Here is a 15,270-nt window from a genome sequence, read left to right as displayed (position 1 = left end):
GCCCGTCTGTGCGCGCGGCCGATGTGCCCGACCCCGCGCCCACCGCCGGCGCGGTGCCAACCCGTTCGCAAGGACGTCCCATGCTTCCTGACCGGCCCCTCCACCGCCGGACCCGCGCCCTGGCCGCCGCGCTGCTGGCGCTCGGCGCCGCGGCCTGCTCCGACCGGGCCAACCCCGTGGGCCCCGGCCCTGGCACCGGCACGCCGCCCGGCACCCCCGGCACGCCCATCACCATCCAGGCGCTCGAGTGCACCGGCAACCGCCAGACGCTGGCGGTCTCCTGCGCGGCCGCGCTCCCCGCCGGCAGCACGCAGGGCGACATCATCGTGGGCAACCAGGGGGTGCTGGTGAAGCTCACCTCCAGCAACGTGGCCTACAACAGCGGCACCGGGCAGTTCACCTTCGACGTCACGGTGCAGAACCTCATCCAGCAGCCGATGGGAACGACGGACGGGACGACGACCGACCCCAACGGGGTGCGCGTCTTCTTCTCCTCGGGCCCCACGGTCACCGGGGGAACGGGGACGGCGGCGGTGGTCCCCGACGGCTTCGCCACCTTCACCGCGGCGGGGCAGCCCTTCTACCAGTACAACCAGCTGCTGGCGCAGAACGCCACTTCGGGCGCGAAGACGTGGACGCTGGTGATGCCGCCGACGGTGACCTCCTTCACGTTCCTCCTCTACGTCTCGGCTCCCGTCGAGTACCCCAACGGCTACATCACGCTGGACGGCGAGCTTCCCGACTACCACTACGGCCCGCTGCACCCCACGGCCACGCACCCGCTGACGGCCGTGTCGAGGACGGCGGTGGGGAACGTGGTCCCCGGCACCACCATCACCTTCGGCACCACCAACGCGGCGTGCGCCACGGTGAGCGGGACGGGACTGGTGGACGGGGTCCAGTTCGCCACCTGCTCCATCACCGCGAACGACGGGACGCGCTCGGGGAGCATGGTGTTCGACGTCACCGGGATGACGCGCGCGTGGACCGGCGCCACCTCGGCCGACTGGAGCGTGGGAACGAACTGGGCCGACGGGCTGGTGCCGGTGGCGGCCGACTCGGTCACCGTTCCCTTCCCGCTGGCCAGCGGCAACTTCCCCGTGCTCACCTCGGCCGTGGCGATCTCCGACCTGACGGTGGCGGACCAGGCCACGCTGAACGTGGCGAGCTTCGTCCTGACCTCCACCGGCAATGTGCGCACCGGCCAGACGGCGCCCTCGGGGATCGTGGCCAGCGGCGCGGGCTCGGTGCTCCTGTCGGGGGCGAACAAGGCGTTCCAGGGCCGCTTCCCCAGCGTGCTGGTCACCGGGACATACGCGCTGGACGGCCAGTACCACGGCGTGGCGCCCCAAGCGGTCGACTCGGGGACGATCACGTCGGACCTGTTCGAGATGGACGTCGACGCGCAGTAGCGCGCGGCGCGAAACCTTTCCCGGAGACACGCCCCCATGAGGACCCCGATCTTCGCCGCCGCGACGCTCGCCGCGGCCCTGTGCGCCGCCGGCGCTCCCGCGCCCGCCCACGGGCAGGCCGCCGTGCTGCTCAGGCTCCGCGCCGGCTCGCCGCTCAGCGACCGCTTCCGCGTGGACAGCTCCGGCGCCTTCGTGGCCTACGGCTTCGTGCGTGACGTGGGCAACACCACCGGCTGCGCGGCGCAGCTCCCCGCCACCGGCGCCGGCACACGCTTCATGTGGGATCCCTGCCGCGGCTCGGTGCGCTGGGGGCGCGTTCCCACGGCCCAGACCAACTGGGACGACGCCAACATGGACGACTTCACCTTCGCCGGCGGCAATCAGGTCACCGCCAGCGGCTACGGCGCCTTCGCCTACGGCGACCAGGTGACGGTCAGCTCCACCGTGGGCGTAGGCTTCGGCTCGGGGGTGACCGTAAGCGGCACCGCCGGCTTCAGCTCGGGCGCCAGCAACGTCTGCTCCGGCTTCGCCTGCACGGCCATCGGCTACACGGTGCGCGCGGGCGGGCAGGGCTCGGTGGCGCTGGGCTACCGCACCACGGCCAACAACGACTACTCGGTGGCCATCGGGTACCGCGCCTCGAACAACACGCACACCGGCACCATGGCCATGGGCGACGAGTCCACCACCGACTCGGTGCGCAACCAGGCCGACAACGAGTTCCGCATCCGCTACAACGGTGGCATCCGCCTGCGCGTGAGCACCGCGGCCAACGGCAACACCCCGGGCGCCGGCGGCAACGTGGGATGCGACCTGACCGTGGCGGTCCCCAGCTGGACCTGCGCGTCCAGCCGCACGCTCAAGGAGAACTTCGTGGCGGTGAACGGCGAGGACGTGCTCGCCCGGATCCGGGGGATCCCCATCACCACCTGGAACATGATCGGTGGCCCCGATGCCGCCCGCGTACGGCACCTGGGCCCGGTGGCCGAAGACTTCTACCACGCCTTCGCTCTGGGCCTGGGCGAAACCACCATCGGGCTGGGCGACATCGACGGGGTGAACCTGGCCGGCGTGAAGGCGCTGGAGGCGCGCACCACCGACCTGCAGCGGCAGCTGAACCACCGCACCAACGAGGTCACGCAGCTGCGCGGCGAGGTCGAGGGGCTGCGCGCCGACGTGGCCGGGCTGCAGGCCCAGGTGCAGGCGCTCCTCGCGCGCGAAGCGGCGGCGCAGAAGCCGTGACCGCGGGCGGGGGATGATGGAGACGAGGCGCCGCGGACGATCGGTCCGTGGCGCCTCTTCGATTTTCGGGAGATCGTCCGATGCTCAGGCCGGACGCACCGGCGCCCGCGATGGATCGCGCCGCGCGCGGCGATGGAGGAGCGCCAGCGTGCAGGCGTACGCCAGCAGCCCCGTCCCCGCGAACTGCAGGAACACCGTCCACCGCGGCGGCTCGATCCCCAGGGCGAAGCGATGGAAGTAGTGGATCTGCTCGGCCAGCGGCTCCAGCACCTGCCCCACCGCCAGCGCCAGCCCCAGGTTCAGCGCCGACGCCGGGGCGAGCCGGTCCGGCCACCGCCGCCACACCACCCACGCGGCGAGCGCGAAGGCGGGTACGGCCAGCGTCCAGTGGTACGGCCAGTCGAAGCTGAGCCGGTGATGCCCGTGCCCGGACCGCGCCAGGTGCCAGTCCACATGGACGAGCAGCGCCAGCCCGGCGACCAGCAGGAGCGAGACCGGAGCACGCCGCATCGGAGCCTCCGCCGGTTTCGGGAGATGGAGATCGAATCCCCGGCGCACAATACGCGCTGCGCCCGCGCCACCGTCAAGCGCGGCGATGAAGACGGTGCGCGTTAGAATCGCCTCCCGCCCCGCGTTCTACGGGGAAGCCGACGATCACCGTCCCGATGCGCAGAAGGGAGGTGGGTGATGATGATGCCGGTGCGCCGCGCAGTCCCGCTTCTTCTCGTCTCCATCCCGCTCCTCGCCGCCCGCGCGCCCGCGCAGGAGGATGCTGGCCGCCTCGTGCGCACCTCCGCCGGCTACGAGCTGCGCGTGCACGAGCAGAACGGCGTAGAGTACAGCATCACCCTCCCCGCCCCGGCCACGCGCCGCCCCGAGGACCCCACCCCCGGCCGCTCCGCCGCGCTGGACGAGCCCGCGGACGCCGCCCCCTCCACCGGGGCGGCGGCCGGCGAACCGGCGTTCCAGGCGGCGCTGGAACGGCTGGCGCTGCGCTCGGCCGACCCCAAGGTGCGCCAGGCGGCAACGATCACCCTCGCGCGCACCGCCGCGCCGGGCGTGGGCGCGCGGCTGGAGCGCATCCACCGGCGCAGCACCGATCCCGCGCTCCGCCGCACCGCGCTGCGCCTCCTCGCGCTCGCCCCCGATCGCCGCCGGGCCGCCGCCTATCTCATCACCGTCGCGACGGGAGACGCGGACCCCGCCGACGGCTACGACGCGCCCGCCGCCGCCGTCTGGACGCTGGCGGAGATGGGCCCCGCGGGTGCGGACGCGCTCCGCCGCCTGCACGCCAGCGGCGCCGTCCGCTCGCGCAAGGCCGCCGCCGCGCTGGACCTCCTCGCCCGCAACGGCTTCCGCGCCCCGCCGCCGGAGTGAGGCCGAGAGGCGCGTCGCCGAACGCGAAGAGCCGGTCCGGGGGATGATCCCGGGCCGGCTCTCTTCATCTCCTGGAAACCTACCGAACCGCGAGTTCCGCTGGCCGCGGCGCGCCCTCGGCCTGCGCGGCGCCACCGAGACGGAGGCGGCGTTCGGGGGCGCCGCCCTCCAGCACATCTTCCTTGGCCGCCAGCAGGATGCCGCGGATCAGGTCGGCATCGGAGCCGATCCCCGCCAGGCGCGCGGCCTGACGCACGTCGCGCAGCAGCCCCTCGGGCGCGCGCAGCGACACGCGGGCACGCGCCCGCCCCTGCGCCAGGTCGCTGGCCGAGAGCGACCGCACCCGCGCGGCCAGCTCCGGGTCGCTGGCCACCTCGCGCAGGTAGAAGCGCAGCAGCGAGGGGCGGAAGCTGGCCACCGCGGCCGCGAAGTGGTCCGACAGCAGGTGCACCACGTCGTCCAGGTGCGAGGGGATGCGCGCCTCCAGCTCCTCCGCCTTCCGCCGCTCCCGCGCCTCCTTCAGCTTGGGCGCGGACTGCGCCGGGATGGCGGCCACCTGGCCACACTCGTCGCACACCGCGGCCAGCACGTCGGGCACCTCGATGCCCGTTTCGGGGAGCGTGACCGTGCGCACGGCGAAGCGCGTGGCCACGCGCCGCTGGCAGGCGTGGCAGATGGCCTCGGACGCGTCGCCCTCACGGTACAGATGCATGGAGCCCTCCTACTGGTGCACGCTGATGAACACGGCGTCGGCGGAAAGGAAGCAGGCCTTCAGGTACCACCGCTCGCCGTTCAGGCTGGGGGTGAACTGGTGGCACTGGATGCGATGGTCGAAGTGGTACGGGCTGCACCGGTACGCCTGCCCCGGGCACCGCCGCAGCAGCGACACCACGAACTCGGGCGTGACCTCGCCAATGGCGAGCAGGTTCTTGCTTTCCATGTCGGCCCGGTATTCGTGCTGAAAGCGCCCGGATTCCAGGGCGTCGATCAGCAGGCTCCGCACGTCCCGAAACCCCATTCCGCCTCCCGGATTTCAATGTACGTCAAAAGACGTACCAGCACAAGGCCCACCCTTCCGCGCCGGCCGCCTGACCAGTAATTCCAATAATTCCAATTTGTCCAACGTGTCTAGTTATGTCTCGGAGCGAACTTAATCCGTGGAAGCGGCGAGCGAAAGAGGGTTGTTTACTGCGGCTGAGTTCGCGTGGAGATGCGGGAAGACAGAAACGACGAAAGCCGGGCCCAGCAATGAAGCTGAGCCCGGCTTTCGTCATGAGTGGAGATGCCGGGATTCGAACCCGGGTCCGCCTACCGATCCCCCGCAGCGTCTACGTGCGTATTCAACCGTTCTGTTCTCCTCGCTCGCTCATCGGCCGGCTGAAGGCCCCTTGCGAACCAGCCGTGAAAATCTCGCCTGCGCCGTCACGGCGCCAAACGCAGGCCAGCCAGAATTTATCGACACCCGGCGGCCCGCCTCAGGCGGGGCTGACCGACGGATGGGAGGTAAGGAGCCCCGTGAGGGGCGTCTACTTACGCAGCCAGGGCGAAGTTATCGTTCGCAGGTACAATTTTCCCGGAGATTTAACGAGTGCCCCGAGCTCCTCGGCACGCAGCCACGGCTTCACCGTACGCGTCGAAACCTGTCATCCCCATGACCCTGTGTTTTCAATCAACGCTCCCAATCTAACCCCTGTGGGCGAGCGTGTCAATCTATCGATCTGGCAACGACTTACGGGGATAGTCCTGAGTCCTGAGTCCTGAGTCCCAAGTGCTGAGTGCTGAGTGCTGAGTGCTGAGTCCCAGGTGGCACACGCTCGCAGTTCACTTGGGACTCAGGACTTGGGACTTAGGACTTCTTTTTTCTTTCTTCCCTACACCTTCGCCGCCCTGGGCGCGCTGGCGACGCGGTTCCGGCCGGCGGCCTTGGCGCGGTAGAGCGCCTCGTCGGCCAGCTTCAGCACCTCGCTGGCGGTGGTGGTGCAGTCGGGGCATGACGCGGCGCCGATGGAAACGGTGACGGAGAGCGGGCGCCCGTTCCAGCTCACCGTGCGCGCCTCGATGCTGCGGCGCAGGCGCTCGCCCGCCTCCTGGCTGGCGCGGAGGCCCGTCTCCGGCATCAACACCACGAACTCCTCGCCGCCCAGGCGCGCGGGGGTGTCCACGTCGCGCACGGTCTGGCGGACGACGGCGGCCACGTGCTGCAGCACGCGGTCGCCCGCCTCGTGGCCGTGCGTGTCGTTGAACTTCTTGAAGAAGTCCACGTCCAGCACCAGCACCGCGAACGGGCGCGCGTAGCGGTCGAACACGTGCGTGAGCGTGGCCAGCCGCTCCTCGAACGCGGCGCGGTTGGGGAGCGCGGTCAGCGCGTCGGTGTGCGCGCGCAGGTCCAGCGCCTCGTACTGGCGCGCGCTGCGCAGCGGCATCGGCGCGATGGAGCAGAGCAGGCGTAGCAGCTCCGTCTCCTTCTCCCCGAACTTCCCCGGCTCCGGGTGCCACGCCGCCACGGCGCCCAGCGCGCGCCCGTCGGCGACGAGCGGGAACACGGCGGCGGAGCGCGGCGCCATCCGCCACTGCTCGCCCGCGGTCAGCAGCGGCAGCTTCTCGCGCTCGCGGCGCAGATCGTCGTAGCGCAGGTCCACCGCGTGCTTCATCGCCATCGCCAGCCGCGAATCGCCCTCCGCGAAGCCGTCGGAGATCTGCGGCGCGGGGCCGGTGTCGTCCACCACCAGCACCCTTCCCCGCCCCGCCTCGTCGCCCGCGACGGCGACCGCGACGCCCGCGGCGCCCGTTCCCTGGCGGACGATGGCGGCCAGGCGGCGCGCGAAGGCGTCCACCTCGATCTCGCCCGGGAGCGCGCGAGCGGCCTCGGCGATCGCCTGCACGCGGGCGTCGTCGCGGGCGTGCTCGCCGCGCGACTTCAGCAGCGCGTGCACGGTGGTCAGGTGCCGGGCCGCGTCCAGCGCCGCCGCGTCCGCGCCGGGGGGAACGAGCCCGGGATACGCCAGCGCCAGCACCCCCTCGGGAAGGTCGACGGGAACGACCAGCATCTCCTCCGCCCACGGCGCGGGAAGGTCGCGCTTGCCGCGGCGCACGTGCTGCGGAAGCTGCTCCTCCACCGCCCACTTGTACGGCGAGCCCTCCAGCCCGACGACGGCGTCCGGCAGCGGCACCCCCGGCGCGGCCGCGCGCGCCACCAGCGACGCCGAGCGCCACTCGCCGTCCGCGCGCCAGAGCGTGGCCTCGTGCGCGTCCGTCGCGCGGCGGACGATCTCCAGCGCCGCCCTCAGGTCCGCGTCCGCATCCCCCGTCTCCTCCTTCTTCCCCCCCTCCCGCGGCTCGTCGGTCGATGGCGACGCGGATGCGGAGGGACGGGCGCGGCGCAGCATCGACAGCCCCGCGGCGACGGCAAGGAGCAATTCGTATCGGGTGATGGAGATGACGGACGGCGGCGCGCGGTGCAGCCACTGCGCCGCGGGGACGAGGAGCGCCGCGGCGATCCATCCCCCCGCCAGCGCGCGGGTGGACGAGCGGCCCAGGGCGACCAGCCACGCCGCGGCCAGCGCGATCAGCGGCGAATCCGCCGATCCGGTCGCGAAGAGGAGGACGTGCAGCGGCGGCCATGCGGCCAGCGCCAGCTGCGTCCGCCCCGCGCCCGCGCGCTGCACCCAGGCGGCGAGGAGGACCAGGAGCGCGCCCGCGGCCAGCAGCGCCCAGACGGGGAGACGGCCGAGCGCCGCCAGCACCGCGAGGTACGCGGCGCCCGCGGCGATCAGCTGGGGCGGGGCGGGGCTGCGTCCGCTGGAGGGAATGTCAGGAAGCGGGCAGAAGGTTGATGCGCGAGGCGGCGGCCGCCGCGCCGAAGCCGTTGTCGATGTTGACCACGGTGACGCCGGACGCGCAGGAGTTCAGCATCCCCAGCAGCGCCGCGATCCCCCCGAACGACGCGCCGTACCCCACGCTGGTCGGCACGGCGATCACCGGGACGGCGACGAGCCCGCCGACGACGGACGGGAGCGCCCCCTCCATCCCCGCGACCACGATGACCACCGAGGCGGAGCGCAGCCGGTCGGTGCGGGCGAGGAGGCGGTGGATCCCCGCCACGCCCACGTCGGTCAGCCGCTCCACCGGGTTGCCGAACGCCGCCGCCGTCACCGCCGCCTCCTCGGCCACGGGAAGGTCGCTCGTCCCCGCCGTGACGATGAGCACGCTGCCGCGCGTCTTCCGGGCGACCGGCTCGGCGGGGGGGAGATACGCCGTCCGGCCGAGGGGATTCAGCTCGATGGCGGGGATCTTCGCGGCCAGCATCTCCGCCGCATCGTCGGCCAGCCGCGTGGCCAGGAACCCGTCCCCGCGCGGGGCGATGCGCGCGGCGATGCCGGCGATCTGCTCGGGGGTCTTCCCCTGCCCGAACACGACCTCGGGAAAGCCCTGCCGCAGCGCCCGGTGGTGGTCCACCGAGGCGAAATCCAGGTCCTCGAACGGCTCCCAGGCCAGGCGCCGCTCCGCGTCGTCCACCGTCAGCGCGCCGGCGGCCACCTCGGCCAGCAGCGCCCGCAGCCGCTCGGGGGTCAAACCGCCGCCCCTTCGTACTCTTCGAGATACCGCTCCAGCTTCTCCTCCGCCTCCTGCAGCGACGTCACCTCGAACAGCTCCTGGCGGAGGATGCGCCCGTTCGGGAGCCCCTTGGTATACCACCCCAGGTGCTTGCGGAACTCGATCATCGCCTTCTCCTCATCCTTTTCCCAGGCGATGGCCAGGCGGGCGTGGTGGATGATGATGCGGAAGCGCTCCGTCACGTCCGGGTCGTCGGGGATGGGGGTGCCGTCGAGCGCCGCGCGCGCCTGCCCGAAGATCCACGGCTGCCCGTGGCTGCCGCGGGCGATCATGATCCCCGCGCACCCGGTGTGGTCGTGCATCCGCTTGGCGTCCACGCCGGTCCACACGTCGCCGTTGCCGATGACGGGGATGTCGAGCGCCTCGACCACGGCGGCGATCTCGTCCCAGTTGGCGTGGCCGCTGTACATCTGCGTGCGGGTGCGGGCGTGCAGCGTCAGCACCTCGGCCCCCGCGTCCTGGCAGCGGAGCGCGATGGACACGGGGTCGCGCATCTCCTCGCTCCAGCCGCTCCTGATCTTCACCGTGGTGGGGATGGCGATGGCGCCCTTCACCGCGCGAATGATGCGCTCCACCATGTCCAGGTCCCTCAGGCACCCGCTGCCGCCGTTGCGCAGCGCCACCTTCTTCACCGGGCAGCCGAAGTTGATGTCCAGGTAGTCGGGCGCGTACACCTCCTCCACCAGCGCGGCGGCCTCGGCCATCGCCTGCGCGTCGGCGCCGAAGATCTGGATGCCGATGGGGCGCTCGTCGTCGTGGAAGCGCAGGTACGAGTGCGTGCGGCGGTCGTGGCGGCGGATCCCCTCGGCGCTCACGAACTCGCTGACCACCACGTCCGCGCCGAACGAGCGGCAGAGGCGGCGGAAGGGACTCTCGCTGACGCCGGCCTGCGGCGCCAGGTACAGCGGCACGCGGCCGCTCCGGAGCATGTCGAATGCGTTCTGTTGCATCCCGGAAAGCTACCCGAATCGGCGCCGCGCTTCAACCCGCGCTAGTCCCACCCGCCGCCGAACGCCGCGAGCCGCGCCGACCCCGATCACCCCGGCCACCGCTCTCCTCACGGCGCGTGCGTGAGCGCGGTGAGGTCCAGCTGCAGCATGCCGCCCGGAGGGCCCACCGGCTCGCGGGTGCGCACCACCACGTGGTCCGGCTTGCTGACCCAGTAGCGCTCGTCGATGCCCCCTGCGCCGGTCACGTGCACGATCCAGCAGTCGAAGTCGCCCGCCGGCGTGTGGATCCGCTCTTCGCCTTCCACCGCCAGCTCCAGCGGCGTGAACTCCGAGCGGCCGTTCAGCTCCAGCGCGCTGGCGGTGCCGCGCCACCCCGCGGCCAGCGGCCACTCCCGCAGCGCGGCCCACAGCGCGTAGTAGTTCAGGAAGCTGCGCTCGCCGGGGCGCAGCGACACCCGCACCGTGCCTTCGTCGGTCTCGAGCTGGCCTTCCACCACGCCGTCGCGCATGGCCAGGCTCAGGCGCGATCCATCCCCGGCCGTGCGGCGGAAGACGGGGCGCAGGTCCCCCGCCCGCATCCCCACGGAGTCCAGCATCGCGTCATCGCCCACCTTCAGCCGGTTCACCACGATCCACACGTGCGCGCCGTCGATCGTCGTGTCCGACACGCTGACCCGGCGGGTACCGCCGTCCTGCGTCTGCCCCTGGTATTCGTAGCGGCCGGCGTACGTGGCGGTGCCGGGGGAGATGCCGACCGCCTGCGCGCGGGCGAGGGTAGGCGCGGCGAGGATGCAGAGAGCGAGGGTGATGAATCGGCGCATGGAAGATCCGGAAAGTGGGAGGGGATTTTCATCCAGCGAGCCGGAAGACGTGCGTGTCCTCAGGATAATCGCGGCGAGGCGGATCGGCCACGATTCACCGGAACGGGGAGAAAAGCGTGCAGGGCCGCCGTTCCCTGTCCCCTGTCCCCTATCCCCTGTTCCCTGCTTGTTTTGACAGTGCACGAGCCGTGGCTTACATTGGCGCGTTTCCGTATCCGGAACATGCCGGACGCGGTTTTCTACATAGATCCGAACCCTGATTGAAGACATGGAACTTCGTGAGTTTCTGGGCGAGGACGCGATCCAGCTCGACCTGAAGGGCGAGAGCAAGGACGAGATCCTGAAGGAGCTCATCGGGCTGCTCGGGGTGGACGACAAGTCCCAGGGCATCCTGTTCAAGATGCTGAAGCGCCGCGAGAACCTGGGCTCCACCGGCATCGGCAAGGGAATCGCCATCCCGCACTGCCGCTCGCTGGTGGTGAACCGCCTGCGCCTGGCCTTCGGGCGCAAGAAGGGCGGCGTGGACTACAAGGCCATCGACGACCAGCCGGTGAGCTACTTCTTCCTGATCGTGGCCCCGCCGCTGGAGGTGAGCAACCAGTACCTGCCGGTGCTGGGGCGCATCGCCCAGTTCGCCAAGGAGGCCGACGTGACCGAACGGCTGGGGGGGTTGGACGGGCCGAAGGACTTCCTGGCCCTGCTGGAGGAAAAGGGCGTCTGAGATGATGAACCAGAACCTCGAGATTCTGCTGGAGATCCAGGACCTGAAGACCCAGCGCCGCGACATCGCCGGAGCCGGCGAGCGCGAGGTCCAGGAGCAGGTGTTCGGGCTGAGCGTGGACGACGCCGTCCAGAAGCTCGACGCCAAGATCGCCGAGATGGAGGAGACGCTGCCTCCGCAGATCCTCGCCCGCTACCGGCGCGTGTCGGCGCGGCTGCCGCGGGTGATGGTGCCGGTGATCAACGGCACCTGCTACGGGTGCTTCGTGGCCGTGCCCACCGCGCAGGCCAGCGACGCCGAGCGCAACGCCGAGATCCGCACCTGCGAGAACTGCGGCCGCTTCCTTTACCACGTGGACTGAGAAAAGAAGTCCTAAGTCCCAAGTCCTGAAGTTGTCAGACCGGCCCGGTGCGACGATGCACCGGGCCGGTCTTCTTGTGTGCTCACCGGCGGCTGAAGCCGCAGCAACAACTACGGGAAGCCTCGCAAACTGCGCGAGGCTGATCCGCTCACTCCGCGGCATCGGCGCTCAACACCGATCTCCTCTCAGCACTCGGCACTCGGCACTCGGCACTCAGCACTCAGCACTCAGCACTCAGCACTCAGGACTTAGCACTTAGGACTCAGGACTTAGCACTTAGGACTTCTCTCACTCCAACAAAAAAGCCGGCCGACTAAACCACGTCGAACCGGCTTCTCAGTGCAGGAATGGAATCGGGAATCGCGAGCGCCTGCGGGGGTGGGTGACCACCATCTTGATGTAGTCGGTGTTGCCGTCCACCACCAGCTCGCAGTAGTACACCCCGGTGGCCACGATCCGGCCGTTCAGGTCCCTGCCGTCCCACCGCGCCTGCTTCCGGCCCGGCTCCGTGTAGGGGAGGTTGTTCACCGGCACGTCGGGGCCGCGCGGATGGCCCACGGCCTTGGGAATTGCCACCAGCTGACGAAATATGTTCACGATCCTGATGGAGACCACCCGGTTGCCTCCATGCTGGAACAGGCTTTCCTCCAGATAGAACGGGATGTACGTGCCCGGGTTCGCGGGGTTCGGGTAGTTCTGCTCCAGCCGGAATCCCTTCTGGGTCACCACCGGCGGGCTTCCCCGGGGGTCCTGCGCCCGTGCCGCGGGAGGGGAGAGAAAGCCGTAGATCACCAGGAGGAGGAGCAGAACAGGTGGGGCGCGCCGCATCAGCACCTTCCTCTGTTCATGCGTTTACCGTCGCATTCGCCTCCTGGAGTCGCACGGGTCGGACGGTTCGGGGTTGGGGATCAGGGTCAACATATCCGCGGCGTCCGCCATGGGTCAAGCAATTCCGGCACACCCGCGCGGGCACCGATGAACCCCGCGTCTACCCCGCTGGGGGCACGGAAGATTCGTCGGCCCGCTGCGCGGGAGTACGAAAAGTACGGGAATACGGAAGTACGAAAGTGCGCCCGCGCGTCCGACTCCGCGGCGGGAGGCCGATCGTCTCCGCGCTCGCCGTCTACCGGGATGACACGCGCCTGTCCGGCCACCCTACCGCGCGCCGTCCATCGCCTCTCCATCCCCATCCCCCTCCGCCTCGCTCTCCGATGGGACGGTGGCGCCCATCTGGTCCAGGAAGAGGGGGAGCGCGCGGAAGGGGCGGTCCTGCTGCACGTGCGTCTCCAGGAACACGCGCAGGAGGGCGCGGTGCAGCCCCGGGCTGGCCAGCGGCTCTTCGGGGGTGCGGCCGCGCACCATGGCGTGCAGCTCCGCGCGCGAGGCGGCGGGGATGATGCGCCCCGCCGGGCGGCAGCGGACGCAGGCCACGCCCCCGGCCGACGTGTCGAAGCGCACCGGCTCGGCGGGAACCAGCGGGCGCTCGCAGACCACGCAGTGGTCCGTCCCCGGCTCGAAGCCGAGGAGGGAGATGAGCGTCCACGCGCCGGTGAGCGCGGCCCGGAGCGCCTCGTCCGCGTCGCCCGCGGCCGCCATCGCGTCGAAGGCGGCGGCGAGCGACTCGTAGATCTCGGGGTTGGCTTCTTCCGTGTCGGCGTGCAGCACCAGCTCGGCCACCAGCGAGGCGCCCGCGAAGGCGGCCAGCGAGCGCCCCAGCGCCTGCCGGCTGCGCAGCAGGTCGAAGCCGGAGAGAGTGTGCAGGTCGCGCCCCTCCTTGAGGTAGAAGGTGGCCACTCCCTCCGTGAACGGCTCCAGCACCCCGCCGTAGCGGCTCTTGGGGCGCAGCGCGCCCTTGGCCATCACCGAGCGCAGCCCGTGCTCCAGGGTAAAGAGCCGGAGCACCTTGCTGCTTTCGCTGTACGGAAACGACTGCAGCACCAGCGCCCGCGTGTTGGCCAGCGCCATGGGCCGCGATCCCCTTCGGCTCAGGCCGGCGTGGGCTGCGACGGCCGGCGGCGCAGGGCGAACCAGGCGCCCGCGGCCAGCACCAGCCCCGTCACGATCCCCGCCGCCAGCCGCGGGTCCATGGGCGCGCCGCCGTTGCTCGCCGCGCGCAGGCGGACCGTCGCGCCGGGGGCCAGCGCCGTGCCCGTGTAGCGCAGGAACTGCTCGCCCTCCGCCGTGAACGGCTCGCCCGCGGGCAGCCCGTCCACCCGCACGTCCGGCGACGGCTGGCGCACGTAGACGGCCAGCGTGTCCGTGCGCTGCGACAGCGGCAGGGCCAGCGTCCCCGTCTTCGCGGGCAGCCGGTAGCGGAAGAAGAAGTCGCGGCCGCCGGGCGTCAGGGGCACCGTGGCCAGCACGCGGCCACCCATCAGCACCAGGTCGCGCGGCTTTTCCGCCCCGGCGGACTCCGACACGCCCGGCTCCTCCGTCTGGAAGTCCGTGGCGCCCGACGGCATGGCCATCCCGAACACGGGGGAGCCGCCCGCGCCCACCACCGTCTTGCCGGTGGGGTTCTCCACGCGCACCACCTCGGCCACCTCCCAGCCGCCGCGCTGCCCCGCGATCACGATCACGTCGCGGCGTCCCACACGCAGGGCGTCCAGGGCCGGTTTGGCCGAAGTGGTGTCGTACACGGCGACCACGTACGAAGTGCCCGTTTCCCCCGGGTGCAGCGCGGGGCCAAAGTAGCGCACCCCCTCTACCATGGCCGTGGCGAAGAAGACCGTGAACCCCCTCGCGTCCACCGGCGGCAGGGTAAAGCTGAAGCGGCCGTCCCCGTCCGCCGTGCCCGTGGCGAGCAGGCCGGAGGTGTCGGTGGCCACCCGGTGCAGCTCCACGGGCACGTTGGGCACGCCGGCGCCCGCGCGCACCACGCGCCCGGTGACGGTCTGCGCCGCGGCGTCGGCCGAAAACGAAAGCATCCCCGCGGCCAGCGCGAGGAGCAGGGTCAGGAGCGGGAACGGGCGGCGCGCCGTGCAGCGCGCCGCCCGCATCCGCAGGACTGAATCGATCACGGGTTGAAGCGTCCCAGGTCTTCGGGGTCGAGCTTGCGGAGGTATTCCTTGAGCTGCTCGGGGCTCAGCCCCGGCTGCGGGCCGGACGTCTCCGCATCGCCGCCTTCTCCCGGAAAGGTCGTCTCGCCGGGGGGCGGCACCTCGATGGCGGCGTTGGTGAGCAGGTCGTCGGTGGTGAACAGGTCCGCGCGGGTGCGCAGCGCGATGGCAATGCTGTCCGACGGCCGTGCATCCACCGTGAACACCTCGTCGCCGCGCGTGATCACGAGCTCGGCGAAGTAGGTGTTGTCGTGCACCCTGGTGATGAGCACGCGGGTGAGCGTGCCCCCCAGCCCGCGGATGAGCAGGGGGAACAGGTCGTGGGTGAGTGGGCGGGGAAACTTCATCCCGGCCAGCTCCATGGCGATGGCGCTGGCCTCCGCCGGCCCGATCCAGATGGGCAGCACCCGCTCGCCGCCGTCCTCCTGCAGGATGACGACGGGCGACTTGGTGTTCTGGTCGAGCCCCAGGCTCTGCACGCGTACTTTGATCATGGCCCTTCGGTTCGCCGCGGTTCCCTCGTTTTTTACAGCCCAGCAGGTTGCGGGCCGTCGCGGCGTCATTTGAACTGACTGAACAACGGCCCGGTTTGGGCGTGTCCCCCGCAAGCGGGGGCCGGGCTGCGCGCGCCGTAGGCAACGATACAACTGTTGCCAACGGCGCCGAGCCCCCTGCGCACGGGGACAACGGTACTGCTGTTGTCCCCGCGCTCC

General features: G+C 71.2%; 16 protein-coding genes and 1 other RNA gene. 5 read left to right on the top strand and 12 right to left on the bottom strand.

All coding sequences use genetic code 11. From position 1 onward, the window contains the following. The first annotated feature begins 80 nt into the window (after positions 1-80). Positions 81-1,412 carry a hypothetical protein gene (locus tag VLK66_RS24640; protein ID WP_325312158.1) on the top strand — a complete coding sequence of 444 codons (1,332 nt, stop codon included), beginning with the start codon at positions 81-83 and terminating at the stop codon, positions 1,410-1,412. 36 nt (positions 1,413-1,448) lie between these two features. After that, complete coding sequence (locus tag VLK66_RS24635; protein ID WP_325312157.1) at positions 1,449-2,654, top strand: tail fiber domain-containing protein; 1,206 nt, start codon at positions 1,449-1,451, stop codon at positions 2,652-2,654. An 84-nt stretch (positions 2,655-2,738) separates the two neighbouring features. Here the strand turns inward: VLK66_RS24635 and VLK66_RS24630 are convergent, their stop codons facing one another. Then, positions 2,739-3,164 carry a hypothetical protein gene (locus tag VLK66_RS24630; protein ID WP_325312156.1) on the bottom strand — a complete coding sequence of 142 codons (426 nt, stop codon included), beginning with the start codon at positions 3,162-3,164 and terminating at the stop codon, positions 2,739-2,741. Between the two features lie 177 nt (positions 3,165-3,341). On the opposite strand from VLK66_RS24630, the gene VLK66_RS24625 reads away from it, so the two are divergent. Beyond that, a complete protein-coding gene (locus VLK66_RS24625) occupies positions 3,342-4,031 on the top strand; it encodes a hypothetical protein (RefSeq protein ID WP_325312155.1) in 690 nt (229 codons plus the stop codon). A 79-nt stretch (positions 4,032-4,110) separates the two neighbouring features. Here the strand turns inward: VLK66_RS24625 and VLK66_RS24620 are convergent, their stop codons facing one another. The 7 genes from VLK66_RS24620 to VLK66_RS24590 all read right to left on the bottom strand — a co-directional run bounded on the left by VLK66_RS24620 (position 4,111) and on the right by VLK66_RS24590 (position 10,416). Continuing rightward, the gene (locus VLK66_RS24620) at positions 4,111-4,743 is read right to left on the bottom strand and encodes a hypothetical protein (protein ID WP_325312154.1); all 633 of its coding nucleotides are present in this window, start codon (positions 4,741-4,743) and stop codon (positions 4,111-4,113) included. A 9-nt stretch (positions 4,744-4,752) separates the two neighbouring features. Next, entirely contained in the window at positions 4,753-5,049 is a 297-nt protein-coding gene (locus tag VLK66_RS24615; RefSeq protein ID WP_325312153.1) for a hypothetical protein, read from the bottom strand. 256 nt (positions 5,050-5,305) lie between these two features. After that, positions 5,306-5,682, bottom strand: a transfer-messenger RNA (tmRNA) gene (ssrA, locus tag VLK66_RS24610). 220 nt (positions 5,683-5,902) lie between these two features. Continuing rightward, positions 5,903-7,774, bottom strand: coding sequence for a sensor domain-containing diguanylate cyclase (locus tag VLK66_RS24605; protein ID WP_325312152.1), 1,872 nt, complete (start codon positions 7,772-7,774; stop codon positions 5,903-5,905). 67 nt (positions 7,775-7,841) lie between these two features. Next, positions 7,842-8,603 (bottom strand): nickel pincer cofactor biosynthesis protein LarB, encoded by a 762-nt coding sequence (gene larB, locus VLK66_RS24600; protein ID WP_325312151.1) that lies wholly within the window; start codon positions 8,601-8,603, stop codon positions 7,842-7,844. Then, positions 8,600-9,595, bottom strand: coding sequence for a tRNA dihydrouridine synthase DusB (gene dusB, locus VLK66_RS24595; protein ID WP_325312150.1), 996 nt, complete (start codon positions 9,593-9,595; stop codon positions 8,600-8,602). The genes larB and dusB overlap by 4 nt, the downstream gene beginning before the upstream one ends. A gap of 107 nt (positions 9,596-9,702) precedes the next feature. Beyond that, positions 9,703-10,416 carry a hypothetical protein gene (locus VLK66_RS24590; protein WP_325312149.1) on the bottom strand — a complete coding sequence of 238 codons (714 nt, stop codon included), beginning with the start codon at positions 10,414-10,416 and terminating at the stop codon, positions 9,703-9,705. Between the two features lie 268 nt (positions 10,417-10,684). On the opposite strand from VLK66_RS24590, the gene VLK66_RS24585 reads away from it, so the two are divergent. Both VLK66_RS24585 and VLK66_RS24580 read left to right on the top strand, forming a co-directional pair. Continuing rightward, positions 10,685-11,137, top strand: coding sequence for a PTS sugar transporter subunit IIA (locus VLK66_RS24585; protein WP_325312148.1), 453 nt, complete (start codon positions 10,685-10,687; stop codon positions 11,135-11,137). 1 nt (position 11,138) lies between these two features. After that, positions 11,139-11,498 (top strand): zinc ribbon domain-containing protein, encoded by a 360-nt coding sequence (locus tag VLK66_RS24580; RefSeq protein WP_325312147.1) that lies wholly within the window; start codon positions 11,139-11,141, stop codon positions 11,496-11,498. Positions 11,499-11,834: 336 nt separating this feature from the next. Here the strand turns inward: VLK66_RS24580 and VLK66_RS24575 are convergent, their stop codons facing one another. The 4 genes from VLK66_RS24575 to VLK66_RS24560 all read right to left on the bottom strand — a co-directional run bounded on the left by VLK66_RS24575 (position 11,835) and on the right by VLK66_RS24560 (position 15,051). Next, a complete protein-coding gene (locus tag VLK66_RS24575) occupies positions 11,835-12,326 on the bottom strand; it encodes a hypothetical protein (RefSeq protein WP_325312146.1) in 492 nt (163 codons plus the stop codon). A 327-nt stretch (positions 12,327-12,653) separates the two neighbouring features. Further along, positions 12,654-13,463, bottom strand: coding sequence for a DNA repair protein RecO (gene recO, locus VLK66_RS24570; protein WP_325312145.1), 810 nt, complete (start codon positions 13,461-13,463; stop codon positions 12,654-12,656). Between the two features lie 20 nt (positions 13,464-13,483). Then, complete coding sequence (locus VLK66_RS24565) at positions 13,484-14,518, bottom strand: hypothetical protein (RefSeq protein ID WP_325312144.1); 1,035 nt, start codon at positions 14,516-14,518, stop codon at positions 13,484-13,486. Beyond that, positions 14,515-15,051 carry a bifunctional nuclease family protein gene (locus VLK66_RS24560; protein ID WP_325312143.1) on the bottom strand — a complete coding sequence of 179 codons (537 nt, stop codon included), beginning with the start codon at positions 15,049-15,051 and terminating at the stop codon, positions 14,515-14,517. Before VLK66_RS24560 ends, VLK66_RS24565 begins: the two co-directional genes overlap by 4 nt. Positions 15,052-15,270: the final 219 nt, after the last annotated feature.

It is taken from the genome of Longimicrobium sp. (assembly GCF_035474595.1).
Lineage (GTDB): Bacteria > Gemmatimonadota > Gemmatimonadetes > Longimicrobiales > Longimicrobiaceae > Longimicrobium.
Note: the sequence above shows the minus strand (reverse complement) of the source record. Positions and strands in the feature narration are given on the sequence as shown.

Coding starts and splice junctions, on each gene's coding strand:
- VLK66_RS24635 (WP_325312157.1), top strand. CDS start 1,449: ATGAGGACCCCGATCTTCGCCGCCGCGACGCTCGCCGCGGCCCTGTGC.
- VLK66_RS24640 (WP_325312158.1), top strand. CDS start 81: ATGCTTCCTGACCGGCCCCTCCACCGCCGGACCCGCGCCCTGGCCGCC.
- VLK66_RS24580 (WP_325312147.1), top strand. CDS start 11,139: ATGATGAACCAGAACCTCGAGATTCTGCTGGAGATCCAGGACCTGAAG.
- VLK66_RS24590 (WP_325312149.1), bottom strand. CDS start 10,416: ATGCGCCGATTCATCACCCTCGCTCTCTGCATCCTCGCCGCGCCTACC.
- VLK66_RS24560 (WP_325312143.1), bottom strand. CDS start 15,051: ATGATCAAAGTACGCGTGCAGAGCCTGGGGCTCGACCAGAACACCAAG.
- VLK66_RS24625 (WP_325312155.1), top strand. CDS start 3,342: ATGATGATGCCGGTGCGCCGCGCAGTCCCGCTTCTTCTCGTCTCCATC.
- recO (WP_325312145.1), bottom strand. CDS start 13,463: ATGGCGCTGGCCAACACGCGGGCGCTGGTGCTGCAGTCGTTTCCGTAC.
- VLK66_RS24585 (WP_325312148.1), top strand. CDS start 10,685: ATGGAACTTCGTGAGTTTCTGGGCGAGGACGCGATCCAGCTCGACCTG.
- VLK66_RS24615 (WP_325312153.1), bottom strand. CDS start 5,049: ATGGGGTTTCGGGACGTGCGGAGCCTGCTGATCGACGCCCTGGAATCC.
- VLK66_RS24575 (WP_325312146.1), bottom strand. CDS start 12,326: ATGCGGCGCGCCCCACCTGTTCTGCTCCTCCTCCTGGTGATCTACGGC.
- VLK66_RS24630 (WP_325312156.1), bottom strand. CDS start 3,164: ATGCGGCGTGCTCCGGTCTCGCTCCTGCTGGTCGCCGGGCTGGCGCTG.
- dusB (WP_325312150.1), bottom strand. CDS start 9,595: ATGCAACAGAACGCATTCGACATGCTCCGGAGCGGCCGCGTGCCGCTG.
- VLK66_RS24620 (WP_325312154.1), bottom strand. CDS start 4,743: ATGCATCTGTACCGTGAGGGCGACGCGTCCGAGGCCATCTGCCACGCC.